27 protein-coding genes are annotated in these 24,665 nt (G+C 60.6%); 14 read left to right on the top strand and 13 right to left on the bottom strand.

What is annotated here, in order from left to right; genetic code table 11:
• Positions 1-4 precede the first annotated feature (4 nt).
• Positions 5-820 (top strand): cupin domain-containing protein, encoded by an 816-nt coding sequence (locus ACZ0A4_RS12470; protein WP_463574960.1) that lies wholly within the window; start codon positions 5-7, stop codon positions 818-820.
• A 3-nt stretch (positions 821-823) separates the two neighbouring features.
• Here the strand turns inward: ACZ0A4_RS12470 and ACZ0A4_RS12465 are convergent, their stop codons facing one another.
• Positions 824-1,717: a DMT family transporter gene (locus ACZ0A4_RS12465; RefSeq protein ID WP_463574959.1), complete on the bottom strand. Its 894-nt coding sequence runs from the start codon at positions 1,715-1,717 to the stop codon at positions 824-826.
• 89 nt (positions 1,718-1,806) lie between these two features.
• Between ACZ0A4_RS12465 and ACZ0A4_RS12460 the strand changes: the two genes are divergently transcribed.
• The 3 genes from ACZ0A4_RS12460 (at position 1,807) to ACZ0A4_RS12450 (ending at position 4,403) form a co-directional block, all read left to right on the top strand.
• Positions 1,807-3,138, top strand: a complete 1,332-nt coding sequence (locus tag ACZ0A4_RS12460) for an aminotransferase-like domain-containing protein (protein ID WP_463574957.1) — start codon at positions 1,807-1,809, stop codon at positions 3,136-3,138.
• Positions 3,139-3,190: 52 nt separating this feature from the next.
• On the top strand, positions 3,191-3,610 hold the full coding sequence (locus tag ACZ0A4_RS12455; RefSeq protein ID WP_463574956.1) for a c-type cytochrome: 420 nt from the start codon (positions 3,191-3,193) through the stop codon (positions 3,608-3,610).
• Positions 3,611-3,707: 97 nt separating this feature from the next.
• Positions 3,708-4,403 (top strand): hypothetical protein, encoded by a 696-nt coding sequence (locus ACZ0A4_RS12450; RefSeq protein WP_463574955.1) that lies wholly within the window; start codon positions 3,708-3,710, stop codon positions 4,401-4,403.
• A gap of 8 nt (positions 4,404-4,411) precedes the next feature.
• On the opposite strand, the gene ACZ0A4_RS12445 is transcribed toward ACZ0A4_RS12450, so the two are convergent.
• From ACZ0A4_RS12445 to ACZ0A4_RS12435, 3 genes are all read right to left on the bottom strand, one after another.
• The gene (locus ACZ0A4_RS12445) at positions 4,412-6,055 is read right to left on the bottom strand and encodes a sensor domain-containing diguanylate cyclase (protein WP_463574953.1); all 1,644 of its coding nucleotides are present in this window, start codon (positions 6,053-6,055) and stop codon (positions 4,412-4,414) included.
• A 146-nt stretch (positions 6,056-6,201) separates the two neighbouring features.
• The gene (locus tag ACZ0A4_RS12440; protein WP_463574951.1) at positions 6,202-6,681 is read right to left on the bottom strand and encodes a phage infection protein; all 480 of its coding nucleotides are present in this window, start codon (positions 6,679-6,681) and stop codon (positions 6,202-6,204) included.
• A 123-nt stretch (positions 6,682-6,804) separates the two neighbouring features.
• Positions 6,805-7,365: a chorismate mutase gene (locus ACZ0A4_RS12435; protein ID WP_463574950.1), complete on the bottom strand. Its 561-nt coding sequence runs from the start codon at positions 7,363-7,365 to the stop codon at positions 6,805-6,807.
• Positions 7,366-7,565: 200 nt separating this feature from the next.
• Here ACZ0A4_RS12435 and ACZ0A4_RS12430 point away from each other — a divergent pair, with 200 nt between their 5' ends.
• Both ACZ0A4_RS12430 and ACZ0A4_RS12425 read left to right on the top strand, forming a co-directional pair.
• Complete coding sequence (locus ACZ0A4_RS12430) at positions 7,566-8,921, top strand: MATE family efflux transporter (protein WP_463574948.1); 1,356 nt, start codon at positions 7,566-7,568, stop codon at positions 8,919-8,921.
• Positions 8,922-8,994: 73 nt separating this feature from the next.
• Positions 8,995-9,552 (top strand): YceI family protein, encoded by a 558-nt coding sequence (locus tag ACZ0A4_RS12425; protein ID WP_463574946.1) that lies wholly within the window; start codon positions 8,995-8,997, stop codon positions 9,550-9,552.
• Positions 9,553-9,561: 9 nt separating this feature from the next.
• Here the strand turns inward: ACZ0A4_RS12425 and ACZ0A4_RS12420 are convergent, their stop codons facing one another.
• Positions 9,562-10,047, bottom strand: a complete 486-nt coding sequence (locus ACZ0A4_RS12420) for a hypothetical protein (protein ID WP_463574944.1) — start codon at positions 10,045-10,047, stop codon at positions 9,562-9,564.
• Positions 10,048-10,198: 151 nt separating this feature from the next.
• On the opposite strand from ACZ0A4_RS12420, the gene ACZ0A4_RS12415 reads away from it, so the two are divergent.
• A complete protein-coding gene (locus ACZ0A4_RS12415; RefSeq protein WP_463574942.1) occupies positions 10,199-10,885 on the top strand; it encodes a GNAT family N-acetyltransferase in 687 nt (228 codons plus the stop codon).
• 64 nt (positions 10,886-10,949) lie between these two features.
• Here the strand turns inward: ACZ0A4_RS12415 and ACZ0A4_RS12410 are convergent, their stop codons facing one another.
• A complete protein-coding gene (locus ACZ0A4_RS12410) occupies positions 10,950-11,390 on the bottom strand; it encodes a hotdog fold domain-containing protein (RefSeq protein WP_463574940.1) in 441 nt (146 codons plus the stop codon).
• 164 nt (positions 11,391-11,554) lie between these two features.
• Between ACZ0A4_RS12410 and ACZ0A4_RS12405 the strand changes: the two genes are divergently transcribed.
• The gene (locus ACZ0A4_RS12405) at positions 11,555-12,187 is read left to right on the top strand and encodes a TetR/AcrR family transcriptional regulator (protein WP_463574939.1); all 633 of its coding nucleotides are present in this window, start codon (positions 11,555-11,557) and stop codon (positions 12,185-12,187) included.
• Positions 12,188-12,524: 337 nt separating this feature from the next.
• Here the strand turns inward: ACZ0A4_RS12405 and ACZ0A4_RS12400 are convergent, their stop codons facing one another.
• Complete coding sequence (locus ACZ0A4_RS12400) at positions 12,525-13,643, bottom strand: DmpA family aminopeptidase (protein ID WP_463574938.1); 1,119 nt, start codon at positions 13,641-13,643, stop codon at positions 12,525-12,527.
• A 158-nt stretch (positions 13,644-13,801) separates the two neighbouring features.
• Complete coding sequence (locus tag ACZ0A4_RS12395) at positions 13,802-14,917, bottom strand: extracellular solute-binding protein (RefSeq protein ID WP_463574936.1); 1,116 nt, start codon at positions 14,915-14,917, stop codon at positions 13,802-13,804.
• Between the two features lie 110 nt (positions 14,918-15,027).
• Between ACZ0A4_RS12395 and ACZ0A4_RS12390 the strand changes: the two genes are divergently transcribed.
• A complete protein-coding gene (locus tag ACZ0A4_RS12390; protein ID WP_463574934.1) occupies positions 15,028-15,807 on the top strand; it encodes a helix-turn-helix transcriptional regulator in 780 nt (259 codons plus the stop codon).
• Positions 15,808-15,943: 136 nt separating this feature from the next.
• Here the strand turns inward: ACZ0A4_RS12390 and ACZ0A4_RS12385 are convergent, their stop codons facing one another.
• The gene (locus ACZ0A4_RS12385) at positions 15,944-16,885 is read right to left on the bottom strand and encodes a class I SAM-dependent methyltransferase (RefSeq protein ID WP_463574932.1); all 942 of its coding nucleotides are present in this window, start codon (positions 16,883-16,885) and stop codon (positions 15,944-15,946) included.
• Positions 16,886-17,083: 198 nt separating this feature from the next.
• Between ACZ0A4_RS12385 and ACZ0A4_RS12380 the strand changes: the two genes are divergently transcribed.
• Together ACZ0A4_RS12380 and ACZ0A4_RS12375 are read left to right on the top strand one after the other, a co-directional pair.
• Positions 17,084-17,497 (top strand): response regulator, encoded by a 414-nt coding sequence (locus ACZ0A4_RS12380; RefSeq protein ID WP_463574930.1) that lies wholly within the window; start codon positions 17,084-17,086, stop codon positions 17,495-17,497.
• A gap of 69 nt (positions 17,498-17,566) precedes the next feature.
• Entirely contained in the window at positions 17,567-18,235 is a 669-nt protein-coding gene (locus ACZ0A4_RS12375; RefSeq protein WP_463574929.1) for an HAD family hydrolase, read from the top strand.
• 124 nt (positions 18,236-18,359) lie between these two features.
• On the opposite strand, the gene ACZ0A4_RS12370 is transcribed toward ACZ0A4_RS12375, so the two are convergent.
• Positions 18,360-19,019, bottom strand: a complete 660-nt coding sequence (locus tag ACZ0A4_RS12370; protein ID WP_463574928.1) for a methyltransferase family protein — start codon at positions 19,017-19,019, stop codon at positions 18,360-18,362.
• A gap of 172 nt (positions 19,020-19,191) precedes the next feature.
• A complete protein-coding gene (locus ACZ0A4_RS12365) occupies positions 19,192-20,088 on the bottom strand; it encodes a LysR substrate-binding domain-containing protein (RefSeq protein WP_463574927.1) in 897 nt (298 codons plus the stop codon).
• A 113-nt stretch (positions 20,089-20,201) separates the two neighbouring features.
• Here ACZ0A4_RS12365 and ACZ0A4_RS12360 point away from each other — a divergent pair, with 113 nt between their 5' ends.
• The 3 genes from ACZ0A4_RS12360 to ACZ0A4_RS12350 are packed head-to-tail and all read left to right on the top strand — an operon-like array spanning position 20,202 to position 22,452.
• Positions 20,202-21,224, top strand: coding sequence for an aldo/keto reductase (locus ACZ0A4_RS12360; protein ID WP_463574926.1), 1,023 nt, complete (start codon positions 20,202-20,204; stop codon positions 21,222-21,224).
• Positions 21,221-22,018 carry an SDR family NAD(P)-dependent oxidoreductase gene (locus ACZ0A4_RS12355; protein ID WP_463574924.1) on the top strand — a complete coding sequence of 266 codons (798 nt, stop codon included), beginning with the start codon at positions 21,221-21,223 and terminating at the stop codon, positions 22,016-22,018. Before ACZ0A4_RS12360 ends, ACZ0A4_RS12355 begins: the two co-directional genes overlap by 4 nt.
• A gap of 23 nt (positions 22,019-22,041) precedes the next feature.
• Entirely contained in the window at positions 22,042-22,452 is a 411-nt protein-coding gene (locus ACZ0A4_RS12350; RefSeq protein WP_463574923.1) for an SRPBCC family protein, read from the top strand.
• Between the two features lie 140 nt (positions 22,453-22,592).
• Here the strand turns inward: ACZ0A4_RS12350 and ACZ0A4_RS12345 are convergent, their stop codons facing one another.
• Both ACZ0A4_RS12345 and ACZ0A4_RS12340 read right to left on the bottom strand, forming a co-directional pair.
• Positions 22,593-23,987, bottom strand: coding sequence for a sensor histidine kinase (locus ACZ0A4_RS12345; protein WP_463574922.1), 1,395 nt, complete (start codon positions 23,985-23,987; stop codon positions 22,593-22,595).
• Entirely contained in the window at positions 23,965-24,648 is a 684-nt protein-coding gene (locus tag ACZ0A4_RS12340; protein WP_007914996.1) for a response regulator transcription factor, read from the bottom strand. Before ACZ0A4_RS12340 ends, ACZ0A4_RS12345 begins: the two co-directional genes overlap by 23 nt.
• Between the last annotated feature and the right edge of the window lie 17 nt (positions 24,649-24,665).

Here is a 24,665-nt window from a genome sequence, read left to right as displayed (position 1 = left end):
GTCCATGGATCGCCTTTCAACATTGCTCAGCCATTTCGGTGTGACGGCCGGCACTTTTCACAGCGGCACGTTCTGCGGCGTCGCGGTTCATGAAAATGAACCGGTCGGCCATGTGCATCTCTTGCAGGCCGGTGAATTGCTGCTCAAGCCGGGCAGCGAACGTGAGATCCGGCTCAGTGAACCGTCGCTGATCTTCTTCCCCCGGCCCTTCGCCCATCGCATGTTTGCCGACGAAGCCATGGACACTCGGGTAGTTTGCGCCACGCTGACGTTTGACGGCGGTTCCGGCAATGCGCTGGCGGCGGCACTGCCGGATTATCTGGTGCTGAAACTGACGCAAATCCCGGAACTGGCCAGTACTGTGGAGTGGCTGTTCAAGGAGGCGTTCGAAGGTCATTGCGGGCGCGTAGCGGTGATGGATCGCCTGTTCGAACTGCTGGTGATTCTGTTGCTGCGACACCTCATCAGCAGTCGCGAGCAACAACCGGGGATGATCGCCGGGCTGGCCGATCCACGTCTGTCGCGTGCCTTGAACCTGATGCACGAGCAACCGCAAAAGCCATGGAGCGTGGCGGATCTGGCCGCTGTCGCCAACCTGTCCCGCGCCGGTTTTGCCGAGCAGTTTCGCCGGGTGGTCGGGCAGACGCCGGCCGATTATTTGCTGAGCTGGCGGGTCAGTCTGGCGCAGAAACGCTTGCGTGAAGGCAAAGCGATTGCGCTGATTGCCGAGGAGGTCGGTTACGAAAGTCCTTCGGCGCTGGCCCGGGCGTTTCGGCGCAAGACCGGGCTCAGCCCTCGCGAGTGGAAGGCCGGCGCCTGAGGATCATTTGGCGAATTTCTTCGCTCCGGCCACACACAGGATCACACCCAGCGTCGAGGCGAGCATGCCGAGGCTGACCTGTTCATGCAGCAGGGTCGCCGCCAACGCCAGACCGAAAAACGGCTGCAGTAATTGCAACTGACCCACCGCTGCAATCCCGCCCTGAGCCAGGCCGCGATACCAGAACACAAAGCCGATCAGCATGCTGAACAGCGACACATAGGCCAGACCCACCCACGCCGATAGACTGATGGTGCTGAACGAGGCGGGCGCCAGCCACACACTCAACACCGCCATGAGTGGCAGCGACAGTACCAGCGCCCAGCAAATCACCTGCCAGCCGCCGAGGGCGCGCGACAGCTTCGCGCCTTCGGCATAGCCGAGGCCGCAGGCCAGAATCGCCGCGAGCATCAGCAGGTCACCGGTGGGCGAGGCAGTCAGGCCTTGTGCCAAGGCGAAACCGACGACCAAAGCGCTGCCGAGAATGGAGAAAATCCAGAACACCGGTCGCGGCCGTTCACCGCCGCGCAGCACGGCAAATATCGCCGTGGCCAATGGCAACAATCCGACAAACACAATCGAATGCGCCGACGTCACGTGTTGCAGCGCCAGGGCGGTCAGCAGGGGAAAGCCGAGCACTACGCCCAGCGCGACAATCAACAGCGGCAGCCATTGATCGCGCGCCGGACGCCGTTCGCGAAACAGCCACAACAGCGCCACCGCCAAGACCCCGGCGATGGCTGCGCGAACCACGGTGAGAAACACCGGATCGAACTCCAGCACCGCCAGACGCGTGGCCGGCAGCGAGCCGCTGAAGATCACTACACCGATAAAGCCGTTGATCCAGCCGCTGGTTTTTTCCAGTGCCGGGGTGCTCAGATTCGAAGTCTGTTCCATGCCAGATCACGCTCAGAAGTGGGTTGCGTCGCGGCCATGCTAGGGCCGAGAATCAGCACAATCAAAAAATTGTCATGGATACACCCGGCATGCCACGTTCGCGCTACAAAACATTGGTTGACGCCTACGCGGCGGACATTCGCTCGGGGCAGTTGCCGCCGGGTACGCGGTTGCCGCCCCATCGGCAACTGGCCGCTCAAGAAGGGCTGGCGCTGGTCACGGCCTCGCGGGTGTACGCGGAGCTTGAGGCCATGGGCCTGGTCAGCGGCGAGACCGGTCGCGGCACCTTTGTGCGCGAAACCTCATTGTCGTCGGGGCAGGGCATCGATCAGAAAGACGTGGCGGTCGGTATGATCGACCTCAATTTCAATTACCCGTCATTGCCCGGTCAGGCCGACCTTTTGCGCACTGCGCTGCGCCAATTGGCGTTGTCGGGCGACCTGGAAGCGTTGCTGCGTTATCAACCGCATGCCGGGCGTGCCCACGAGCGTGCGTCGGTTGCCCGGCATCTGCTGACGCGCGGGGTGACGGTCGAAGCCGAGCAAGTGCTGATCGTCAATGGCGCCCAGCAAGGCCTCGCCGTCACGTTGATGGCATTGCTCAAACCCGGCGATGTCATTGCCGCCGACGCGCTGACCTATTCCGGCTTCAAGGTACTGGCCGAAGCGCTGCATCTGGAAGTCGTGGCGATTGCGTTCAGTGATCAGGGGCCGGATCTCGCGGCACTCGACAAACTCTGCCGCAGTCGCTCGGTGCGTGCCGTGTACAGCATGCCGACGTTGCATAATCCGCTGGGCTGGGTGATGTCGTTAGCGCAGCGCGAGCACTTGGTGGCGATTGCCCGTCGACATGATCTGACGATCATCGAAGACGCGGCCTACGCGTTTCTGGTGGACAACCCACCGCGTACGCTGGTCGATCTGGCGCCGGAGCGCACGGTGTACGTCTCGGGTCTGTCGAAAAACATCGCCACCGGCCTGCGCGTCGGTTTCATCGCCGCGCCGACAATGCGGGTACCGGCACTGGAACGCATCATCCGCGCCACCACCTGGAACACGCCGGGCATCATGACTGCCATCGCCTGTGGCTGGCTCGACGACGGCACGGTGACGTTGCTCGAGGAACAGAAACGCCACGACGCCAAGGCGCGGCAAGCGCTGGCGGCCGAGGTGCTGAAGGGCTTGCCGAGCATTGGCCATCCAGCGTCGTATTTCTTGTGGCTGCCGCTGCCGGAGGATGTGCGCGCCGATCAGATTGTCGTCGAGCTGATGCACCAGCAGATTTCCGTCACCACGGCGGAGCCGTTTTCGGTGGCGGGCCATGCGCCGCATGCGATTCGTCTGGCGCTGGGTTCGGTAGAGATGGATGTGTTGCGCCAGGCATTGAGCAAAATCAGCAAGATCATTGGCGCTTACCTGTAAAAACAAAATGCTACCCTTGCGCCGCCCGATGCAGACCGACCCGGAACCCGTGATGAAAAACACCGCTGCACTGTCACTCGCCCTGATGCTCGCCACCAGCCTGCTCAGTACGTTCACCCACGCTGCAGGCGATCCTGAAGCCGGGGCGAAAATCTTCCCGCGCCTCTGTGGCGGCTGCCATCAGGTTGGCGAATCGGCCCGTCCCGGATTCGGCCCGCAACTCAACGGCATCATCGGCCGGGCTGCCGGGACGTCAGCCAATTACGTGTATTCCGATGCGATGAAAAACTCGGGCCTGACCTGGGATCGCGAAACGCTGATCGCGTATCTGAAAGATCCGAAAGGCGTGGTGCCCGGTACGCGGATGATTTTCTGGGGGCTGAGTGACGAGGAGAAAGTCGGCAACTTGCTGGCGTATCTGCAGAGCTTCGACGTTGACGGTCACGCCCCGGCCAATATCGTTCAACCCTGAACAAATGTTGGGGATGGCTGGCGCTTCGGTGTGCGATTCAAGTATTGGCGTGTCCGGGCGATATGCCTGTTACCCAAGTCCCTGATTGAAAAATGACATGAAAAAGTTATTCGGCGTTATGGCTGCCTTCGTTCTGCTGACGGGTTGTGTGACCAAAGATCTCAGCGTTGAAGACCGCCAGCAAATCAAAACCCTGAAAGTGCTGCCGGTGTATGTTGCCGTCGACAACTTTCAATACACGAGCATGACGCAGGCCTGGGGCGCAGGTCTGGGCGCCGGAGCAGGCGCAGCGGCGGGCATGAATTCCGGCGCTTTGACCAGTGGCGCCGGTGCGTTGGCGGGGGCGGGTTCCGTCGCTGGGACGAAAGCGGCGGACGTGGCCACCGGAGATATCACTCTGGCGATTCGCAACAACATGAAGGCCAATGGCATCGACCTGAGTCAGCTGATTCGGCAAAGCTTCGAAAAACGCGTGCAGCAGGAACATCTGTTTACCGTGGTGGGAGAGGGTGAGCGAGCCGATGCCGAGGTCGAAATCCTGGTCTCGCAATGGGGCCTCTGCCTGAAGAATTTCAGCAGTGTGTTGTACCCGGTGATCGGCGCCACGGCGCAAATCAAACGTAACGGCTCGGCGGTATGGCGCAATGTCGACACTATTTCCGTATCCAACGATGCCAACACCATCGCCTACACACCGGAGCAGTACGCCACGGATCCTGATGCGTTGCGCAAAGCGTTCAGCCATGTCTCAGATCTGGTGGTCGGTAAGCTGGTCGACCACTTGAAGCAGTGAAGGCCTGATCACGCCACCCGATTACGACCCGCCGCCTTGGCCTGATACAGCTGCTGATCGGCGCGTTTGATCAGTGCGCTGTGGCTGTTGTCGGCCGGGTCTGCCAGGCCGACACCGATGCTCACCGTCACATTTCCGACCGCAGGGAAATCGGCTTCGGCAACTGCCGCGCGAATTTTCTCGGCGACCACTTCCGGGGTGTCGGGTTGGGCGATTTCCGGCAACAGTACAGCGAACTCTTCGCCGCCATAACGGGCGACGAAATCGGTGGTGCGCAAGCTGGCCTGAATCAGTTGCGCCAACTGTTGCAGCACCTCATCACCCACCGCGTGACCGTGGGTGTCGTTGATGCGCTTGAAGTGGTCGGCATCGATCAGCAGCAGGGAAAACGGACGTCCGGTGCGGCGGAACAGCAGTGTGTATTCGGTGAGTTTCTCGTCGAAACGGCGACGGTTGTAAACGCCGGTCAAACTGTCGTGGGTCGCCAGACTCAGCAGCTCGGCGTTGGCCTGTGTCAGGGCAGCGGTGCGTTGCGCGACGGTGGCTTCCAGCGAGGCATTGGCCTCTTGCAGTTCGCGCTCTTTGCTGAGCAGTGATTGCGTCATTGCATCGATGGACTGGCCGAGCTGAGCAATTTCCCGCACCGGGTGTTGCAGCGGGAATTGTGCACCGGGCTGTTTGTTCTGAACTTGTCTGGCCGAATGCGCGAGCTGTTCGATCGGTCGGCTCAGATACAGCGCCAGATAGTAGGCCACCAGGCCAAACAGCACGGCCGCGACCACGCCCAGTATCAGCAGTTTGTAGAGCAGCAGACGCGCCGGTTGCAGCGCGGTTTCCAATGGCTGGCGCACGGCGATCGACCACGACAGCGCCGTGCTCGACGGTGTTGGTACGGTGACCATGCTGGTGAGAAAGCCGTTGCCCGCCGTCCATCCCTGTAACTTCGAATCCGTCGCCGCCAGTTGCTGGCCCGCCAGCGCTTCCGGATAGAGAATCTTGCCATCGTGATCGATGATCAGCGCCTCGATATCCGGCGTTGAGTTTTTATGTGAAAACGCCGCTGACTCAACAATGCGTGTTACCCAACTCCAGTGCGCGTGTGCGCCCAGGACGCCAATCACCTGACCGTCGGCGTTACGGATCGGCGCGGCGAAATCGATGAAACGCAGCGGTTCGCCGTTCGGCAACCCCGGCAACATTTTCGCCAGCAGCACCGCCTCATGGGGATCGCCGGTGTACTCCCCGCGCAACCCGGCCTGGAACCATGGCCGTTGTTGCACCGATTGGCCGACCAGCAAGCCGTTTACCGCTTGATGCACTTTGCCCTCGGCATCGGTGACGCCCATCCACGCATATTCGGCGCGTGCCTGGGTGCGCAACTGCATCGATTTGAGAATGGCCGGGTTGTCCAGATCGCCACGCTCCAGATGCGGCGCGCGGCTGAGCAGATAAACCTCCAACTGGCGTTCGCGCAGTTGTTCACCCAATAACGATGCGGCCGAACGCGCGGTGTTGAGCAACGCATTGCCACTGACCTGCTTCATTTGTTCAGTGGCGATGTGGCCGACATAGAAGCCCACGCTAAGCAGCGTCAACAAAGATAAACCGGTAAACCAAAGGGTGAGGTGGCTACGCAGACTGGCTTTGAGCATGGGGGGGCAAGGTCTGTTTTGGAGTTGTGAGCGCATGGTATGCGCAATGGACGCCGGGTGACCAGTCAGGTAATGGATGACGCGAACAAGCAAAAGCCCGGCTGATCAGGCCGGGCTTTTCAGGGGATTACGCTAAAGCCAGTGATTTATGCGACGCGGCGTTCAAGCAGACGATCGGAACCACCTTCGGCAACACGGCGTTCAAGCAGACGATCGGAACCACCTTCGGCAACGCGGCGTTCGATCAGACGATCGGAACCACCTTCGGCAACGCGGCGTTCGATCAGACGATCGGAACCACCTTCGGCAACACGGCGTTCGAGCAGACGATCGGAACCGCCTTCGGCAACGCGGCGTTCGATCAGACGATCGGAACCACCTTCGGCAACACGGCGTTCGAGCAGACGATCGGAACCGCCTTCGGCAACGCGGCGTTCGATCAGACGATCGGAACCACCTTCGGCAACGCGGCGTTCGATCAGACGATCGGAACCGCCCTCGGCAACACGACTTTCAATCAACTTGTCCGAGCCGCCTTCAGCGACCTGGGTATGTGCCGGGGTGGCGGCAAAAGCGTTAATGGCGAAAACCGAGAAAGCGATGCTGAGAAGGGTTTGGCGTTTCATGATCGTGTGCTCCAAGGGGTAGTTGTTTGTCTGGAGCCGATGTTACGCCGTGGATTTTTTATGAGAACTTCATTGACGTGATGGTAACTATCGACGCCAGCAATGTATGCCCGAGCCCCCGTTTCATGGGGTTGTTGATCGCACGCACAGCTCACCGGTAGCCCGCGTCAAAGCCAGTTCATGCAGCACGTCGTGGGTCAGGCCACTGCGCGCCTTGGCTAGCCACACCGGACAATTCGCATCATGGCGATACGGCGTGAAGTCAGCGTATTGCTGCAGCAGGCGGGTTTGCAGTTCGTCCAGACGGGGGCGGATCTGCTTGCCCAGGTCGGGGCGCGGAGTGTCCGGCGCGGCACCCGCCGCCTGCCATTGCGCGAGCAACCCGTACTGCACCAGTTTGTTAGCCTCCATTTGCGCCGCAATCAGTTGCGCCACGTCTTCCGGGTCGAGCTTGTGCTCGGCGGCCAGCGCTCGGGCATTGGCGATGACCTGCGCCTCACGAGGGCTGTCTTGAATCGGCTTGCCGCTGTCCCATTTGGTCAGTGCGACGAGGTCGCCGATGTTCAGGCGTTCGTTGAGTGTTTCCAGCAACGGCTTCAACGTTTCGGCGGGCGCGGCAGCGTGAGCGCTGGTGGCGAGCAGGGCAAAGAGGCTGGCGGTCAACAGATTGGCAAGGTGCGGCATGAGCAGAGTCTCAATGAGAGCAATGGAAGTGGACAGTTGTTTACCACAGCTCTGAACCGACACCTACAGATCCGTGCTCATTACACAGGCGCGGGCACCGGTCATAAACATCGATTTGAAATGTTAATTGCGCCCCGCGTGCAACTCGCCGAAGCTATCCTTCATCAGCTCTCCCGCCGCTCGAGATGGACCTCTATTCAATGCAAGCCGTCGCCCAACGCCCACTCTGGCACACCTACCTGCTGTTTCTCGCGCCGATGGTGCTGTCGAACTTTCTGCAATCGATGTCGGGTACGGTCAACAGCATCTATATCGGTCAGATGCTCGGCACCCAGGCGCTTGCGGCCGTGTCGGGGATGTTTCCCATCGTGTTCTTCTTTATCGCACTGGTGATCGGCCTCGGCGCAGGCGCCGGTGTGTTGATCGGTCAGGCGTGGGGCGCGCGTGAGTCGCACATGGTCAAGGCGATTGCCGGGGCGACGCTGTTGCTGGGCGTATTGATCGGACTGGTGGCTGCGGTGTTGGGCAGCGTGTTCGCGCGGCAGGCGTTGGCGGGGTTGGGGACGCCGGCGGATGTGCTCGACGATGCGGTGGCGTATGCCCATGTGATGATGTGGATCTTGCCGTCGCTGCTGGTGTTTGTGTTGTTCACCCAACTGTTGCGCGGGGTCAGCGACACGCTGTCGCCGCTGCTGGCACTGGTGGTGTCAACCTGTGTCGGGCTGGCCTTGACCCCGGCGCTGATTCGCGGCTGGTTCGGCCTGCCGCAACTGGGCATTCAGAGTGCGGCGTACGCGGGGCTGGCCGGCAACCTGGCGGCAATGGCATGGCTGGCGTGGCGCCTGATTCGCAAGGGCCATCCGTTGGCGCCGGACCGCGAATTCTTCGCCGCACTGCGGCTCGACGGGGCGATTCTCGGCAAGGTGTTGCGCATCGGCCTGCCGACCGGCGTGCAGATGATTGTGCTGTCGCTGTCGGAGCTGGTGATCCTGGCGCTGGTCAACCAGCACGGTTCGCAAGCGACGGCGGCCTATGGCGCAGTGACGCAGATCGTCAACTATGTGCAGTTCCCCGCGTTGTCGATTGCGATCACCGCCTCGATCCTCGGTGCGCAGGCTATCGGCGCCGGGCGACTGGAGCGCATGGGGCCGATTTTGCGCACCGGGCTATTGATCAACGTGTGCCTGACCGGCGGTTTGATTGTGCTCGGTTACCTGTTGTCGCCCTGGTTGCTGGGGCTGTTCCTGACCGAGGATTCGACCCGGGCAATGGCTGAGCATCTGCTGCATATCATGCTGTGGAGTCTGTTGGTCTTTGGTTTTCAGGCCATCATCGGCGGGATCATGCGCGCCAGCGGGACGGTGTTGGTGCCGGTGATCATTGCGATCATTTGTGTGGTCGGTGTGCAACTGCCGGCGGCGTACTGGCTGGACGGGCAATATGGTTTGCAGGGCGTGTGGATGGCGTTTCCGGTGGCGTATCTGAGCATGCTGGTGTTGCAGACTCTTTATTACAAACTGGTCTGGCAGCATCAGAAAATCGAGCGTCTGGTGTAGGTGCTGGCGCAATGCCCGGTTGTTTGCTTAAGTCAATCGAGGCCCTTGATGGCAAGCCCGCCTGGAGAATCCGATGTCGATGCGATTGCTGGTGGCTGCCGCGTGTTCGCTGTGCGTTGTCTCTGTCGCACACGCTGTCGAATACACCCGGGTCAACACCAGCGCCAGTCAGATCAGCTTTACCTACAACCAGATGGGCTCGCGGATGTACGGCACCTTCGGCAAGTTCGAGGCGACGCTGGACTTTGACACCGAAAACCTCGCCAACGCCCACACCACGTTGCACATCGACCTCACCAGCATCGATGCCGGCAGTGAAGACGCCAACACCGAACTGGTGAAACCGGCGTGGTTCGACACCGAAAAATTTCCCGTGGCGGTGTTTGAGTCCCGGCGTTTCACCCAAGTGGCCGAGCGTCGCTATCTGATCGACGGACAACTCACCCTCAAGGGCGTTACCCGCGAAGTGCAGGTACCGGTGGAACTGAAGCCGGGCAGCGACATCGGCATTTTCGACGGTGACCTGGTGCTCAAACGCGACGATTTCGGCCTCGGCGCGGGGGAGTGGGCAGACACCGTGGTGTCCAAGAACATCGCCATCAAGTTCAAGGTGGTGGCGCCGCAGCAGTGACCTGGTCAGTCAATAAAACCGGTCCTGTTCTTTCATCGCCTGAATCTGCCAGAACGTCCTGCCGGAGATCAGCAGAAACAGCAACGCGAGCAGCGCGCCGCCGCTCATGATGTAGAAGCTCGTGCGGTAACTCTGCAACTGGCTGGCGATGCAGCTTTTATCCGGCATCCAGGGCGACACTAGCAGGGTGATGGGGCCATCGACTTCATACCGGGTATGCTCGACGTAGCGTTCGTCGGCGTGTTGCCCTTCATGGGGCTGGCCTTGGGCATCGGTGTATTGATAGTGAATGACCTTGCCATTGGCGTTCATCGGAATCTGTTCCAGTGCCGTGACACTGCCCCGGGTTTCCACACCGTTGAAACTCAGCGCCCCATAAAGCATGCCGGACTTGTGAGCCATTGCAGCGAGCAGCAGCACTACGCAGCAAGCAACGGTCAGCATGACGATACGGTTGTAGAGGTGATCCTTGGCAGCTTCGCGCGGGTAATACATGGCCGGTCCCTGGAGGTGACATTGGTAGAAGACCGTTACATCGGCGCTCGGAAAAGGAACTTTAGACGTCCGCCGGGCCGGTCACGGTATGATGTCGCGGTTCGTCGACCGCTGCGGTTGTCGGCAACGCTTTTTACCGTCGGAGTTCTTCATGCCACGTATCACCCACTACAAATCCCCATGCCCCGAGGGCGTCAACAGCCAGATTCTGCAACTGGTCGTCGACTATCTGAGCGACATCAGCGCGGTCGGTCTCGGCCCGAGCAATCTGCTGTACAACGTCTATCAGTACGCGGTCGGCTATGAGGTGCATCTGTATCTGGAAGCGTTGAATGGCGAGAAGGGCACCGACGTCGAGTTGCTGGTCGCCACCGACGAGGATGATCCGGAGCAAGTGATCGGCTTTCTGTTGTATCTGCCGGTGCAGGGCGATTGGGAAGCGTGCAGCGTCGCTTACATGGCGGTGCGCGAAGGGCATCGGCGTCAGGGTGTGGCGCGGGCAATGATCGGCGAAATGCTCGGGCGTTATCCCCACGCGGAACTGGCCTGCACGGTCGGCAAAGTCCCGTACTTCGAGGCACTGGGTTTTGAGGTCATTGGCCAGCGTGAAACCCAGGTGTTGATGAGCACCCGGCATTACCGCAGCAACGGCCTGCGCGGATTTATCGACACCACCCCAATTTACCGGTCGCTGGAAGTGCAGCAGATCCACACCTATCTGCTACAGAAAAACGGCAAGCGCGCGATGCTCGACGCTGAAAAACAGCGCGATCGACACCTCGATCAGACCTCTCGCCATGTCGAGGCGTTTGTCCGCCAGCGCCTGACCGTGCACTGACCTCACATCGCTGAAAAAGCCCTTGCTGTGAATGGCGCAGCAAGGGCTTTTTTGTGCGCGTCATTCAGCCGAGTTTGACGTTCATGGTGATCCGCGCCGTGAACACGTGCCTGCCCTCGGTATCGCGAATATCCACGGTGACGATCTTGTCGCCCGCGCTTTGCCAATCCACGCCCTCACCACTGGCCACCGCCGTCACATCGGTTTTCGCCTTGGCCAGATATTCCACGGTCATGCCTTTGGGGATCCAGCGTGCGCCGGCCGGGATCGACACATCGGTCATCATCCCGGCGGCGAGTTCTGCCGCGTTGCACATGGCAATCGCATGCACGGTGCCGAGGTGGTTGGTGATCTCACGACGGAACGGTACTTGTACCGTCGCCGAGTTCGCACGCAACTCGGTCACCAGCGGATTGATGCTGCTGAAGTACGGCGCGACCTGGCACGCCATCTGGCTGAACGCTTGCGGACCTGCGCTGTTGAACATGCTGAGAAACTGACTCATGGAAACGCCTCGCGGAAAGTGATTTTGCAGAATGATGTTCCGTTACAGAATAATGTTCTGTAACGGAACGGTATTCTGTCTGCGACAAATCTGTCAACCTGAGCGTGTTTTGTCAGGGGACACGCTGTGGCCCTTCCAACCTCTACTTTCTGGCCTTGAGCAACATGGACACCGCAGATTTACTTGAACGCAGCTACCCCGGCCGCCGCGCCGAACTCAAGCGCGACATCTTTCGCAAGGCGCTGAGCCTGTTCAACGAACAGGGCATCGAGGCCACCACCATCGAGATGATTCGTGCCGAGTGCGACACCAGTGTCGGGGCGATCTATCACCATTTCGGCAATAAGGAGGGCTTGGTCGCGGCGTTGTTTTTCACCGCGCTGGAGGATCAGGCGCGCCTGCGCGATGCCTATCTGGAGGCGGCGAAAACCACCGAGGAAGGTGTGCAGGCGCTGGTGTTCAGCTACGTCGATTGGGTCGAACGTCAACCGCAGTGGGCACGCTTCCAGTACCACGCGCGGTTTGCCGTGACCAAAGGGCCATTCAAGGACGAACTGGCCGAGCGCAACAAGGCCCGCAATCTGCGTCTGCGCGACTGGCTGGCCGAATCAGGGCGCGCTGCCGAACTCAAGGCGCTGCCCGCCGAACTGTTGCCGTCGTTGATTATCGGTCAGGCCGACAGTTACTGCCGTGCCTGGCTGGCGGGGCGGGTGAAGGGCAGTCCGGCGGACTATCGCGAGTTGCTGGCACAAGCGGCCTGGCGCTCGATTCGCGTCGATGCGCTGCCGGCCTGCTGATTTACGCAGACAAAAAAAGAGCCTCAAAGCTCTTTGATGGGGAGGAAGTAGAGCCCTCGAGGCTCAAGATGCGCATGAAGCAAGACACGGGCTTGATTGGGGTTCAGAGCACCCGTGTCTACGCAGCGCTCGATAGAGCGGAGCCACTGCGTGATTCCATCGTAGGAGCGTGCAAGTGACGGCTCAAGTACCGCCAGTCGCCCGGGCAACTAGACGCTGGCCTCTTTCATGAATGTTCACAGACTCCCTGGAGCTGCCGAAGGCTGCGATCTTTTGATCTTGTTCTTAAAATCAAAAGATCGCAGCCATCGGCAGCTCCTACAGTGTTTTTGCGGTATCAGCGCGATCCAGGCCAGCCTGATTTTTCGAGGGCAGCGAGCAGGCTTTCGGCATCGAGGCCCGGCACCGAGTGCCCGTTGCCCTCGGTGCTGTCGCTGGCCAGCAAAGCATTGATGATCGCTTCTTCAACCGCCTCGGTCGCGGCCAGAAACAGTTCGCTGATGTGGTCATTGTTGACCATGCGCAAACCGTCGCAGGTCGGTGCGCCTTTGCCCTCGTAGGCTGCGGGCGGTACGTGATCGTTGCCGGTGGCGAAAGCGATGAAGATGTCGCCGCTGTGATCCTCGTTGCCACCGCCGGTGCGCGCCAGACCCAGGCTCGCGCGTTGCGCCAGACGTGTGCATTGATGCGGCAATAGCGGCGCGTCGGTGGCCAGGCAGACGACGATCGAACCCATGCCCGGATGCGGCAATGAGGCGCGCAGGAACGGCGAATCTTTCTGTTCCATATAGCGCCCGACCGGGTAGCCATCGACCCGCAACTCACTGCGAATACCGTGATTCGCCTGCAGGATCGCGCCAACGGTCCAGCCACCCTGAGCACTGCTCAAACGCCGCGAGGCGGTGCCGATGCCCCCCTTGAATTCATGGCAGATCATGCCGCTGCCGCCGCCGACGGCGCCTTCCGTGACGGGACCATCTACGGCTGCGGCGAGCGCTTCGGCGACGTGTTCAGGCTGGACGTGAAAACCGTTGATGTCGTTGAGCAAGCCGTCAAAGGTTTCCAGTACCACCGGCATGTTCCAGTAGAGGCGACCGTCGTCGGGTTGTTGCTGGCGATCCAGTCCAATCAATGCATCGCGCACCACACCGAGGCTGTGGGTGTTGGTGAACGCAATCGGGCTGGTCAGCAGACCCGCCTCGCGAATCCATTCAAGCCCGGTGGCGTCACCGTTGCCGTTGAGCACATGCACCCCGGCAAAACACGGCTGCAGATTGGTCGAGCCTTGTCGCGGTTCGATCAGCGTGACGCCGGTGTAGATGTCGCGCCCGGCGCTGCTGCGTCCGCGCACATTGCTGTGGCCGACGCGCACGCCGGGTACATCGGTGATAGCGTTGAGCGGGCCGGGAGGCAGTTGGCCGATGCGGATGTTGAGGTCACGGGCACGAGGTTTCATTGATTGTTGTCTCTCTGAAAAATGCTGGGTTGTGCACTGACCCTGTGGGAGCGAGCCTGCTCGCGAATGCGTCGGCACTTTCAACTCATCAGTGCCTGACCCACCGCTTTCGCGAGCAGGCTCGCTCCCACAGGGTTTTGTGAAATGTCCAAAAGGCTTTACTGGCCGTTCTTGACCTTGCTCCACACCCGCGTGCGCACGCGTTCGGTGGCTTTGGGCAGGGGTTCAAGGGTGTACAGCGTGGCCATCGCTGCGGCAGACGGATAAACCGCCGGGTTATCCCGCGTGGCGGCGGCCACCAGCGCTGTCGCCGCGCGGTTGCCATTGGGGTACGACAGATGATCACTGACCGGCGCGATCACTTCCGGGCGCAACAGATAGTCGATAAAGGCCAGACCCTGAGGACGATTCGGCGCGTCCTTGAGCAGCACCAGCGTGTCGAACCACACCGGCGCGCCTTCCTTGGGCAGGCTGTAGGCGATCTTCACGCCGTTGTTGGCCTGCTCGGCATTGGTCTTGGCTTCGAGCATCGCGCCCGACCAGCCCACTGCCACGCAGATGTTGCCGTTGGACAGGTCGCTGATGAATTTCGACGAGTTGAAGTAGGCAATGTGCGGGCGCAGTTTCAGCAGCAGCGCTTCGGCTTTTTTATAGTCTTCAGCGTCGGTGCTGTTGGGTGGCAAGCCGAGATAATGCAGGGCGACCGGCAGCATCTCCGACGGCGAATCCAGCATTGCTACGCCGCACTGGCCAAGTTTGGCGAGGTTGTCTTCGTTGAACACCAGGTCCCACGAATCCACCGGCGCTTTTTCGCCTAGCGCCGCACGCACTTTGTCGACGTTGTAGCCGATGCCGTTGGTGCCCCACAGGTACGGCACGGCGTATTGATTACCGGGATCGTTGTTGGCCAGTTTCGCCAACAGGTCGGCATCGAGATTCTTCCAGCCCGGCAGTTGATCGCGCGGCAGCGGGGCGAGGGCGCCGGCCTTGATCAGCGTCGGCAGGCTGAAATTGCTCGCCACCACCACGTCGTAGCCGCTGCGGCTGGTCATCAGTTTGCCTTCGAGGACTTCGGCACTGTCGAAGGTGTCGTAGACCGGCTGGATACCGCTGTCGCGCTGGAAATCGTTGAGGGTGTTCGGGCCGATGTAGTCGTACCAGTTGTAGACGTGCACGCTCGGGGTGTCGGCGGCCATGGCGATTGAGCTGGCGCTGAGACCGGCCAGCAGGCCCAGTTTGATGCCGAGGTTGATACAGCCACGGTGACGACGCATGATGCGGCACTCCTGGCCTGTGCAGGCCGGTGATGAACAGGAGTGCTCAGCCTATCGGGCCGGTCTCGCCTGACCCATTCCCATCATGGGTTACTCAAAAGGGGTAGTGCGTGGACGCGTTGCTGCAGGAACTGCCAGTGCATCAAAGCCTGGCCCGGGTATTTGCCAAGGTCGGTCAGGGCGGTTTTTGGCGCGCGCTGGTCGATACGTTGCGGCTGCTGGTGCCGCTGGACAACGCGCTGGTGGCGCTGATGCAAGCCGGGCAGACGCCACAGTTGCTGATCGACTTCGACAGCAGCGGCCGCGCCGACGAGCAGGAAGAACTGGCCGGTTACAGCGCCGGGATGTACCTGCTCGATCCGTTCTATCAAACCGCATCGACCGGCATCGCCGACGGCTTGCACAGCCTGGCTTCGGTGGCGCCGGACCAGTTTCTGCAAAGCGAGTACTACCAGAGTTACTTCCGTTCGGTGGTCGGCGAGGACGAGTTGCAGTTCATGATCAACATTGAGGGCGGCGTGCTCGGCTTGTCATTGGGTCGTTCGACACCGTTCGATATGGCCGAGCAGGGCAGATTGTTGTGCGTGCGCGATTGGGTGCTGGCCGCGATGCGTCGGCATGTGCAGTTGCTGCCGCCGCAGGGTACGGTGGCTGAAACGCCGGTTGGGGATCTGGCGACGTTACTCGATCGCTTCAATGCGCGGCTGACCGTGCGTGAGGTCGATACCGCGCGGCTGATCTTGCAGGGTTTTTCCAGCAAGGCGATGGCCCAGCAGATGGGCATCTCGCCGGAGACGGTCAAGGTGCATCGACGCAATCTGTATCACAAGCTCAATGTCACCGGGCATGGGGAGTTGTTTGCGCTGGTGTTGCGTCCACCAACTCCCTGATTCACCACAAAACCTGTGGGAGCTGGCTTGCCAGCGATGGCGCTATGTCGGGCGATGAAAATGTCGACTGCGCCGTTCTCATCGCTGGCAAGCCAGTTCCCACAGGGGGCCGTGGTGTTTGCGCGATGGCGGGGTGTCAGGGGGTGCGGTGGAAGACTAAAGCCTTGAGGCCGCTTTCAGGATCAATATCCGCAAACTCCGGCGGATTCTCCAGCCGCTCTACAAAACGCAGACTCGGCGCTTCCTGCGTCACGCCATCAATCAGAAAATCCGAACCGAACGCCGGGTCATTCATGCACGCCAGCACCGTGCCCTGCGCGGTGAGCAATTCCGGCAAACGACGCAGGACGCGCTGGTAGTCCTTGGTCAGCAGGAAACTGCCTTTCTGGAACGACGGCGGATCGATGATCACCAGATCATAAGGGCCACTGTTGATCACCTTGCCCCAAGACTTGAACAGGTCATGACCGAGGAAACTGACTTTGCTCAGGTCATGGCCGTTCAAGCGATGATTGTCGCGACCCCGGCTTAGAGCAGCCCGCGACATGTCCAGGTTGACCACATGGCTGGCGCCACCCTCAATGGCCGCCACGGAAAAACCGCAGGTGTAGGCAAACAGATTCAACACGCGTTTGCCGTTGGCCTGTTCGCGTACCCAGTTGCGTCCGTAACGCATATCGAGAAACAGCCCGGCGTTCTGTTTGCGTCCCAGATCGACGCGATACTGCAAACCGCCCTCGACGATGCTCATTTCGTCGATTTCATCGCCCAGCAACCATTCGGCAGTGCTCTGCGGCAAGTAGCGATGCTGGATCAGCAAAGTGTGCGCGCCAGACTGTTTCCATTCGGCGGAACCGGTGAGCTTCAGTAGCAACGCTTTGAGATTGTCCAGCTGCTCAGGTGCCGGTTCCTTGAACAGCGACACCAGCACCACGCCTTGCAGCCAGTCCACGGTCAACTGCTCCAGCCCGGCCCAGCAGCGCCCGCGCCCGTGGAACAGGCGACGGGTTTCGCTCGGTGCGGCCGCGAGGGCCGGCAGCAGATGGGCGTGGAGGGTGGCGAGGGCTTCAGGGGTCATCGGTCAGGATCGGCAAGCAAAAGGGCCGGCATTTTAACCACAAATGCATCGTCGCGAACGATTGCCGCTGGGGGCAGAAACGACGTTTCGCAAAAGACCTGTATCAAAAATGAATTTCTGCAGAGCCCGCTGCTCATACCAGATAAGCAGCGGATTCAAGCCGCTAAATCGTTAATGCAATTCAGGGAGTGCAGTTCCATGTGCCCAATACCGACAGCGGACGAGCACCTTCCTGGCGGGTTGATTCTGGTGGTTGAAGACGATCCGTTGATTCTGGAGTTTCTCTGCGAAATTCTTCAGGAGGAAGGTTTCAAAGTCGAGCCGCAGACCAGTGCCGACGCCGCATCACTTTACCTTGAGCAAAACGCCCCGAACGTGGCGTTGTTGCTGACCGACATCACCATGCCCGGCACCCTCAATGGCGCTGATCTGGCCAATCTGGTCGGCGACCGCTGGCCGGACAAACCGGTGATGGTCATGTCCGGCTATGAAACGCCCGAGACCTCCGGGGTCAAGCATCCGGTGGCGTTCATCAAAAAGCCCTGGGCCATCGGTCAATTGCTCGACTGCGTCGACAGCGCCTTCAAATCCAAGGCACCGCGCCTGCACTGACATGCTGGGTGAATCGACCGGGCAAGTGCTACATTGCCCGCCCGGTTTTTTGCCAGAGGATGCGACCCTTTGTCTGCTCACGATGCTGTATTCGATCACGCGTTCGGCGCGTTTCTGTTCGACATGGACGGCACTGTCCTCAATTCCATCGCCGCCGCTGAGCGGATCTGGTCAGCCTGGGCCGTGCGCCATGGCGTCGATGTGGAAACCTTTTTGCCAACCATTCATGGCGTGCGCGCCATCGACACCATTACCCGTCTGAACCTGCCGGGCGTGGATGCCGAGGCGCAAGCAGCGTTCATCACCGAGGCGGAAATCGAAGACGTCGAAGGCATTGTCGAGATTCCCGGCGCGGCGAAATTTCTCAACCGCCTGCCCAAAGATCGCTGGGCGATGGTGACGTCGGCACCACGGGATCTGGCGTTGCGGCGCATGGCGGCGGCGGGGATTCCAGAGCCTGCGGTGATGATCACCGCTGAAGATGTGAAGGCCGGCAAACCTGATCCGGCCGGCTATTTACTGGCGGCCAAACGTCTTGGCCTGGAAGCGCGTGATTGCCTGATCTTCGAAGACGCCACGGTGGGTATTCAAGCTGCCGAATCCGCCGGCGCGGCGTTGATGATCATCACTACGACGCATCAGCATCCGCTGGAAACGGCGCATGCGACGGTGGCCAGTTATGCTGCGGTGCAGGTCAAGGTCGACAGCGACGGCAAACTTCACCTGCAAAAAAACTGACACAACACAGTCCCTGTGGGAGCTGGCTTGCCAGCGATGAGGCCCTGTCAGTCACTATATATTTGACTGAACCACCGCTATCGCTGGCAAGCCAGCTCCCACAGGGTTAAGTGTTGCCCTGTGGTCAGTAAACCCCAGGCACCAAACGCCAACTCCGCCCGCAATAAGCCTCGTACTCCGCCCCAAACTGCGCACGCAGCAGCGCTTCCTCCGAATGAATCCTGGCAATCAACGGGATCAGCGTCAGCGCCGCCAGCATCAACCCGACCACCGAACGAAACGCCAGCGCCCAGCCCACAGCATTGACCAACAGCCCTAGATAACTTGGATTGCGCAGGTGCTGGTAGATGCCATCGGTGACCAATCGATGCCCCGGCTGAATCGCCACCAGTCCACTGAAACGCCGCCCCAGCACAAACACCGGCCACAGCCTTAATGCGCCGCCGATGATGAACAGCAGTGCGCCGAGCCAACGTACGCCTTCACCGCCAAAGGTCCAGAAATTCACCCGGTCGCAGTAGGCTGGCAAGAAACCACTGACCAGCCCGATCACACCGAACGCCGGAATCACCCAGCGATTGGCACGATCTTCACGTTCGCCAGAACTGAGGTTGACCTCGCTGAACAGTGAGGCGATCACCATGGCCACTGTCGCCAGTGCGACGATCACCAGTGAACCGTGGGAAAAGAACATCGCCACACCGCCAATGCCCCACACCGCCAGACCCAGCCAGGCGAGGGTGGCGAGTACCGCGACAACGGTCATTTGCGCAGACATTTTCATGGTCGACTCACGGCTGGGTGCGTATCCGTTGAGTGTAGAACGCCCGAGGGCAATGGTTGTGGCTGCTGGCCTCATCGCGGGCAAGCCCGCTCCCACAGGGATTTGCGGCGTACACAAAGTTCAGGCTCACCCATGAACCTGTGGGAGCGGGCTTGCCCGCGATGAGGCCCGTTCAGTCAGCGGAAATCTCATTACCTGTCAAAACGGTGCGGAAAGTCTCGACCAACGGCCGCAAATTTATCCGGTGCCATGCCGCCCACAATGGCGTGGTCAACGTCAGCCATGGCAGTTCACGCAACACCACGCCCGGCGGCGCGTTATGGCTGAGGCCTTTCTGAATCATCGCAATCCCCAGCCCCGACGCCACCAGCCCCAGCGCAGTAAAGGGCTCGGTCGCCTGCATGCGCACATCGGGGGTGAAGCCTGCGCGGATGCAGGCGCTGGCAAACTCATCGTTGGCATCCTGACGCGGCTGCACGCCGATCCATTCCTGATCGGCCAGATCCTCGGGGTTCAACGCCGCTTGCTGCGCCAATGGATGATGTTCCGGCAGCGCCAGCAGCATCGGATCATCCAGCACCTGAAAGCCCAACAGATCCGGATCGTCATCGGTCGGCGGCTCACTCACCAAGGCAATATCGAGACTACGCTGTCGCAAACCTTCCAATTGCTCGGCGGAACTGAGGTTGTACAACGCGACATGCACATTGGGTCGATCCGCGCGCAACACACGCAAGGCATTGGGCAGGACGCCGGCGTGCATGGCGTTCTCGATATAGCCGATGCACAAGCCGCCTTCTTCGCCACGACCGAGACGTTTGCCTAGGGATTCCAGGCGATTGGCGTGGGTGAGCAGGGCGCGGGTTTCGGCAAGAAAGGTCTGGCCGTCGCGGGTCAGACGAATGCGTTGCTGGCTGCGCTCGAACAGGGTCAGGCCCAGGCGTTCTTCGAGCTGGGCGATCTGTCGGCTCAGCGGCGACTGGGAAATATGCAGCCGTTCGGCGGCGCGGCCGACGTGTTCTTCCTCGGCGACTACAACGAAGTAGCGCAATTGACGGATATCGATCATGTCAGCCCTATAGGGACTCAAGTTCTGCGCATTATGTCTTGGACGGTCTCGGTGTCGCAATCTAGGATCTGCTCAACGGTCACACAGACCCAGAACCTATCGAGGAAAAACCCATGAGCTTGAAAGACAAACTGCCCGGTCAACTGGGCTTCGGCACCGCGCCACTGGGTAACATGTTCCGCGCCATTCCCGAAGAAGAAGCGCAGGCCACCGTGCATGCCGCGTGGGATGCCGGCGTGCGTTACTTCGACACCGCGCCGTTCTACGGGTCCGGTCTGTCGGAGATCCGCCTCGGCGAAGCACTGAAGCAATACAAGCGCGACGACTACGTGCTCAGCAGCAAGGTCGGCCGAGTGATTCTCGATGAAGTCGAAGACGCCGCTGCCCGTGATCTCGGTGAAAAGAGTGGTGTGTTCGAACACGGTCGCCCGAACAAGATCGTCAACGACTACAGCGCCGACGCGACCCTGCGCTCGATCGAAGACAGCCTCAAGCGCCTGCAAACCGATCGGCTCGACATCGTCTGGGTGCACGACATCGCTCAGGACTTCTACGGTGATCAATGGCTGGAGTACTTCAATCAGGCGCGCACCGGCGCGTTCAAAGTACTGACCCGCTTGCGTGAAGAAGGCGTGATCAAAGGCTGGGGCCTGGGCGTGAACAAAGTCGAGCCATGTGAACTGACCCTCGACCTCAGCGAGGCGCAGCCGGACGGTTTTCTGTTGGCCGGTCGCTACACGCTGCTCGATCACGAACGTCCACTGCAACGCCTGATGGATGCAGCGCTGGCGCAGAACGTTGAAATCGTCGTCGGCGGCCCTTATAGCTCAGGAATCCTGGCGGGTGGCTCGCACTTCGAGTACCAGCAGGCCAGCCCTGAAGTCATCGCCAAGGTCGAGCAGATCAAACGCATCGCCGCTGCTTACAACGTCGATATCAAAGCCGCTGCGCTACAGTTTTCGCTGGCCAGTCCCGCTGTTGCTGCGGTGATTCCCGGCGCCAGCAAACCCGGCCGAATTGCTGAAGACGTCGCCGCATTGTCAGCCGTTATTCCTGCCGGTTTCTGGCAGGCCATGCGCGACGCCAGACTGGTTTCCGAACGTGCACCATTGCCAATCGATGAGGTGAAAGCATGAAGATTGATCTGAGTGGAAAACTGGCCATCGTCAGCGGCAGCACCGCTGGTATCGGTCTGGGTATCTGCCAGTCGCTGGCCGAAGCCGGCGCCACGGTGGTGGTGATCGGCCGCGACACGGGCAAAGTTGAACAGGCGTTGGCGAGTATTCGCGAAAAAGTCCCGGGTGCGCAGTTGCGTGGTTTGGCTGCCGATCTGGGCACCGCGGAGGGCGCGCAGAAACTGTTCGCCGCTGAACCGCGCGCGGACATTCTGGTGAACAACCTCGGCATCTTCGACGCCGTTGATTTCTTCGAAGCGCCGGACAGCGAGTGGACGCGTTTCTATGAGGTCAACGTGATTTCCGGTGTGCGCCTGGCACGGCATTACGTGCCGGCAATGGTCGAGCAAGGCTGGGGCCGAGTGATTTTCCTGTCTTCGGAATCCGGCGTCGCCACGCCGGCCGACATGATCAATTACGGCGTGACCAAAAGCGCCAATCTGGCGGTGTCCCACGGTCTGGCCAAACGTCTGGCTGGCACCGGGGTGACCGTCAATGCGATCCTGCCGGGGCCGACCTTCACTGATGGTCTGCAAGACATGCTCAAGGATGCCGCCGCCGAATCCGGGCGCAACCTGCGCGATGAAGCCGACGCTTTCGTGCTCAAGGCCCGTCCGACTTCGATTATCCAGCGTGTCGCGGATGTTGAAGAGGTCGCGCACCTGGTCACCTACATCGCTTCGCCGCTGTCCTCGGCCACCACTGGCGCCGCGTTGCGCGTTGATGGCGGCGTGGTCGACAGCCTGACGATCTGAATTCCCGAGAGAGACGTTTATTTATGCCAACAGCATCTGCAACCATCGATATTCCGGCTTCGGCCGATCAGGTCTGGCAATTGATCGGCGGCTTCAACACGCTGCCCGATTGGCTGCCGTTTATTCCCAACAGTGAACTGAGTGACGGCGGCCGCGTGCGCACGCTGCAAACTGCTGACGGCGGCGTGGTGGTCGAACGTCTGCAAGCGTTCGACAACGCGGCGAAAACCTACAGCTATTCGATTGAACAGGCGCCGTTCCCGGCCACTGATTACTTGGCGACGATCAAGGTCGAAGCGCTGGGGCAGGGCGCACGGGTGACGTGGTCGGGGCGCTTCAACGCCAAAGGCGTGAGCGATGAAGAAGTGGTGGCGCTGTTCAGCGGCATCTATCAGGGTGGCCTCGAAGCACTGCGCGCTAACTACCCAACTTAATCATTCAGCACAAAAAACTGTGGGAGCTGGCTTGCCAGCGATAGCGGACGGTCAGTCGCCGCAGAAGGTGACTGAACCACCGCTATCGCTGGCAAGCCAGCTCCCACAGGGACTGCATCAATTTGGAAATCAGGTGGAGGTCAGGAATTTTCGATCAGGCTCTGCCGGCAATCGAGCACCAGTTTCGCCCCGCCCAGATCACTGCTGCCAACGTCAAGACTGAAGCCATGCAAGCTGACAATCGCCGCCACGATCGACAATCCCAAGCCAAAACCACTCTGCGGTTGCCCACCCTCGGCGCGATAGAAACGCTGGAACACTGCCTCACGCTCGGCTTCGGGAATCCCCGGTCCCGAGTCGTGCACTTCAATTCGCGTCTGCCCACCCGCGTTTACCCCGCGCAGCATCACCGTGCCGCCCGGTGGGGTGAACTTGATCGAGTTGCTCAAAAGGTTGGCCAGTGCCTCGAACAACAACGCCCGGTCGCCATTGAGCGCTGGCAACGTCTCCGGCATGTTCAAGTCGAAACGCAGGTCGCCCTCTTCGGCCAGCGGCAGGTAAAACTCATGCAGTTCTTCCAGCAACTGCACCGGATCGAGTTCGACAAACCCTGAGCGCCGCTGGCGATCTTCCAGCTCGGAAATCCGCAGCAAGCCGCGAAACCGCGCCATCAGCGTGTCCGCTTCCGCCAGCACCAGATCCAGTTGCGCCGCCTCCTGCGAGCCTTCGCCAGCCTGCTGCTGCATGCGATACAGCTGCGCGCGCAGGCGCGTCAGCGGCGTGCGCAAATCATGGGCGATGTTGTCGCAGACGCCTTTGACTTCATTCATCAAGCGCTCGATGCGCTCCAGCATGGCGTTGACGATGGCGGCGAGCATGTCCAGTTCATCGCGGCGATTGGACAGTGGCAAACGATGGGTCAGGTCGCCGGCGACAATCGCCTGGGCGCTGTCCTGAATTGCCCTGATTCGTCGCAGTGGCCGACGCCGCAGCAAATGCCAACCGGCAATCCCCGGCAGGATCGTCAGCGACACGCCCCAGAACAACGCATGCAAAATGATCCGCGTCACCGCAAACAGCGAGCCGTTGTCGCGCAGCAACACCAGCCAGCGACCGTCGCGGGTTTGCGTGGCGACCGCGTCGCAGCTGTCATTGGGCAGGGTCGGGTCATCGGAGTCGGCGCAGTCGGCGAGCATGTGGATCTTGCCATCCAGCGGCAGGCCCTCGGGGATCTGCTGCAACGCACCGCCGAGGTAAACGCCATCGGCATCGAACAAGCCATAGGCGTCGATGCCGCGAATATCGAAGGTCATGCTGGCGGCGAGGGCGTCTTCCAACTGTGCGCCGCGAAAGTGCGAAAACAGGTGCTGACGTTGCATCAGCGAGTGTTTGGCGAGGTTGTCGAGGTAGCCGGAGACCTCGTAATACATGACCCCCATGAGGATCGCGCTCCACGCCACGAACAGCGAACTGTACAGCGCCAGCAAGCGGCTGCTGGAGGAGCGCCAGCCGTCAGACGGGTTCGGCAATGACATAACCTGAGCCCCGTACCGTGCGGATCAGCGGCACATGGCCGGCGGCGTCGATTTTCTTGCGCAGACGGCCAATGTGTACGTCGATCAGGTTGGTGCCGGGGTCGAAGTGATAGCCCCAGACTTCCTCGAAAATCATCATCCGCGAAAGGATCTGGCCGCTGTTGCGCATGAGGAATTCGAGCAATTTGTACTCGGTCGGCAGCAGCGTCAGCACTTGTTCGGCACGGCGCGCTTCGTGGCTGATCAAATCGAGTTCGAGGTCGGCTACCTGCAACGTCGTTGCCTGGGTGGCGCCGCTGTTCTGCCGACGCAGCAACACTTCAACCCGTGCGGCCATTTCATCGGTGGCGAACGGTTTGGTCAGGTAATCATCACCGCCAGCGCGCAAGCCGCGCACACGCTCGTCGACATCGGAGAGGGCGCTGATCATCAGGATCGGAGTGGCTACCCCCATGGTGCGCAACGTGGTGACGATGGCCAGGCCATCGAGTTCGGGCAGCATGCGGTCGAGGGTGATCAGGTCGTAGTTGCCGCTGACGGCACGGTCGAGACCTTCGCGGCCATTGTCGACCCAATCGACTTCCAGCCCGTGGCTGCTCAGTTCGGCGACGATTTCCCGGGCGGTCACGGCGTCGTCTTCGATGGTCAAGATACGAGTCATAGGCAGGCCTGCTGATC

This window comes from Pseudomonas sp. AC172 (assembly GCF_979258595.1).
The sequence above is the reverse complement of the archived record's forward strand: the minus strand, read 5'-3'. Positions and strand labels throughout refer to the sequence as shown.

Bases quoted from the DNA above. Each gene is read 5' to 3' on its own strand.
- ACZ0A4_RS12430 (WP_463574948.1), top strand. From the start codon at position 7,566: ATGCAAGCCGTCGCCCAACGCCCACTCTGGCACACCTACCTGCTGTTT.
- ACZ0A4_RS12415 (WP_463574942.1), top strand. From the start codon at position 10,199: ATGCCACGTATCACCCACTACAAATCCCCATGCCCCGAGGGCGTCAAC.
- ACZ0A4_RS12380 (WP_463574930.1), top strand. From the start codon at position 17,084: ATGTGCCCAATACCGACAGCGGACGAGCACCTTCCTGGCGGGTTGATT.
- ACZ0A4_RS12345 (WP_463574922.1), bottom strand. From the start codon at position 23,987: ATGTCATTGCCGAACCCGTCTGACGGCTGGCGCTCCTCCAGCAGCCGC.
- ACZ0A4_RS12400 (WP_463574938.1), bottom strand. From the start codon at position 13,643: ATGAAACCTCGTGCCCGTGACCTCAACATCCGCATCGGCCAACTGCCT.
- ACZ0A4_RS12420 (WP_463574944.1), bottom strand. From the start codon at position 10,047: ATGTATTACCCGCGCGAAGCTGCCAAGGATCACCTCTACAACCGTATC.
- ACZ0A4_RS12395 (WP_463574936.1), bottom strand. From the start codon at position 14,917: ATGCGTCGTCACCGTGGCTGTATCAACCTCGGCATCAAACTGGGCCTG.
- ACZ0A4_RS12370 (WP_463574928.1), bottom strand. From the start codon at position 19,019: ATGAAAATGTCTGCGCAAATGACCGTTGTCGCGGTACTCGCCACCCTC.
- ACZ0A4_RS12405 (WP_463574939.1), top strand. From the start codon at position 11,555: ATGGACACCGCAGATTTACTTGAACGCAGCTACCCCGGCCGCCGCGCC.
- ACZ0A4_RS12455 (WP_463574956.1), top strand. From the start codon at position 3,191: ATGAAAAACACCGCTGCACTGTCACTCGCCCTGATGCTCGCCACCAGC.
- ACZ0A4_RS12440 (WP_463574951.1), bottom strand. From the start codon at position 6,681: ATGAAACGCCAAACCCTTCTCAGCATCGCTTTCTCGGTTTTCGCCATT.
- ACZ0A4_RS12355 (WP_463574924.1), top strand. From the start codon at position 21,221: ATGAAGATTGATCTGAGTGGAAAACTGGCCATCGTCAGCGGCAGCACC.
- ACZ0A4_RS12340 (WP_007914996.1), bottom strand. From the start codon at position 24,648: ATGACTCGTATCTTGACCATCGAAGACGACGCCGTGACCGCCCGGGAA.
- ACZ0A4_RS12460 (WP_463574957.1), top strand. From the start codon at position 1,807: ATGCCACGTTCGCGCTACAAAACATTGGTTGACGCCTACGCGGCGGAC.
- ACZ0A4_RS12450 (WP_463574955.1), top strand. From the start codon at position 3,708: ATGAAAAAGTTATTCGGCGTTATGGCTGCCTTCGTTCTGCTGACGGGT.
- ACZ0A4_RS12445 (WP_463574953.1), bottom strand. From the start codon at position 6,055: ATGCTCAAAGCCAGTCTGCGTAGCCACCTCACCCTTTGGTTTACCGGT.
- ACZ0A4_RS12465 (WP_463574959.1), bottom strand. From the start codon at position 1,717: ATGGAACAGACTTCGAATCTGAGCACCCCGGCACTGGAAAAAACCAGC.
- ACZ0A4_RS12365 (WP_463574927.1), bottom strand. From the start codon at position 20,088: ATGATCGATATCCGTCAATTGCGCTACTTCGTTGTAGTCGCCGAGGAA.
- ACZ0A4_RS12410 (WP_463574940.1), bottom strand. From the start codon at position 11,390: ATGAGTCAGTTTCTCAGCATGTTCAACAGCGCAGGTCCGCAAGCGTTC.
- ACZ0A4_RS12425 (WP_463574946.1), top strand. From the start codon at position 8,995: ATGTCGATGCGATTGCTGGTGGCTGCCGCGTGTTCGCTGTGCGTTGTC.
- ACZ0A4_RS12470 (WP_463574960.1), top strand. From the start codon at position 5: ATGGATCGCCTTTCAACATTGCTCAGCCATTTCGGTGTGACGGCCGGC.
- ACZ0A4_RS12385 (WP_463574932.1), bottom strand. From the start codon at position 16,885: ATGACCCCTGAAGCCCTCGCCACCCTCCACGCCCATCTGCTGCCGGCC.
- ACZ0A4_RS12435 (WP_463574950.1), bottom strand. From the start codon at position 7,365: ATGCCGCACCTTGCCAATCTGTTGACCGCCAGCCTCTTTGCCCTGCTC.
- ACZ0A4_RS12360 (WP_463574926.1), top strand. From the start codon at position 20,202: ATGAGCTTGAAAGACAAACTGCCCGGTCAACTGGGCTTCGGCACCGCG.
- ACZ0A4_RS12350 (WP_463574923.1), top strand. From the start codon at position 22,042: ATGCCAACAGCATCTGCAACCATCGATATTCCGGCTTCGGCCGATCAG.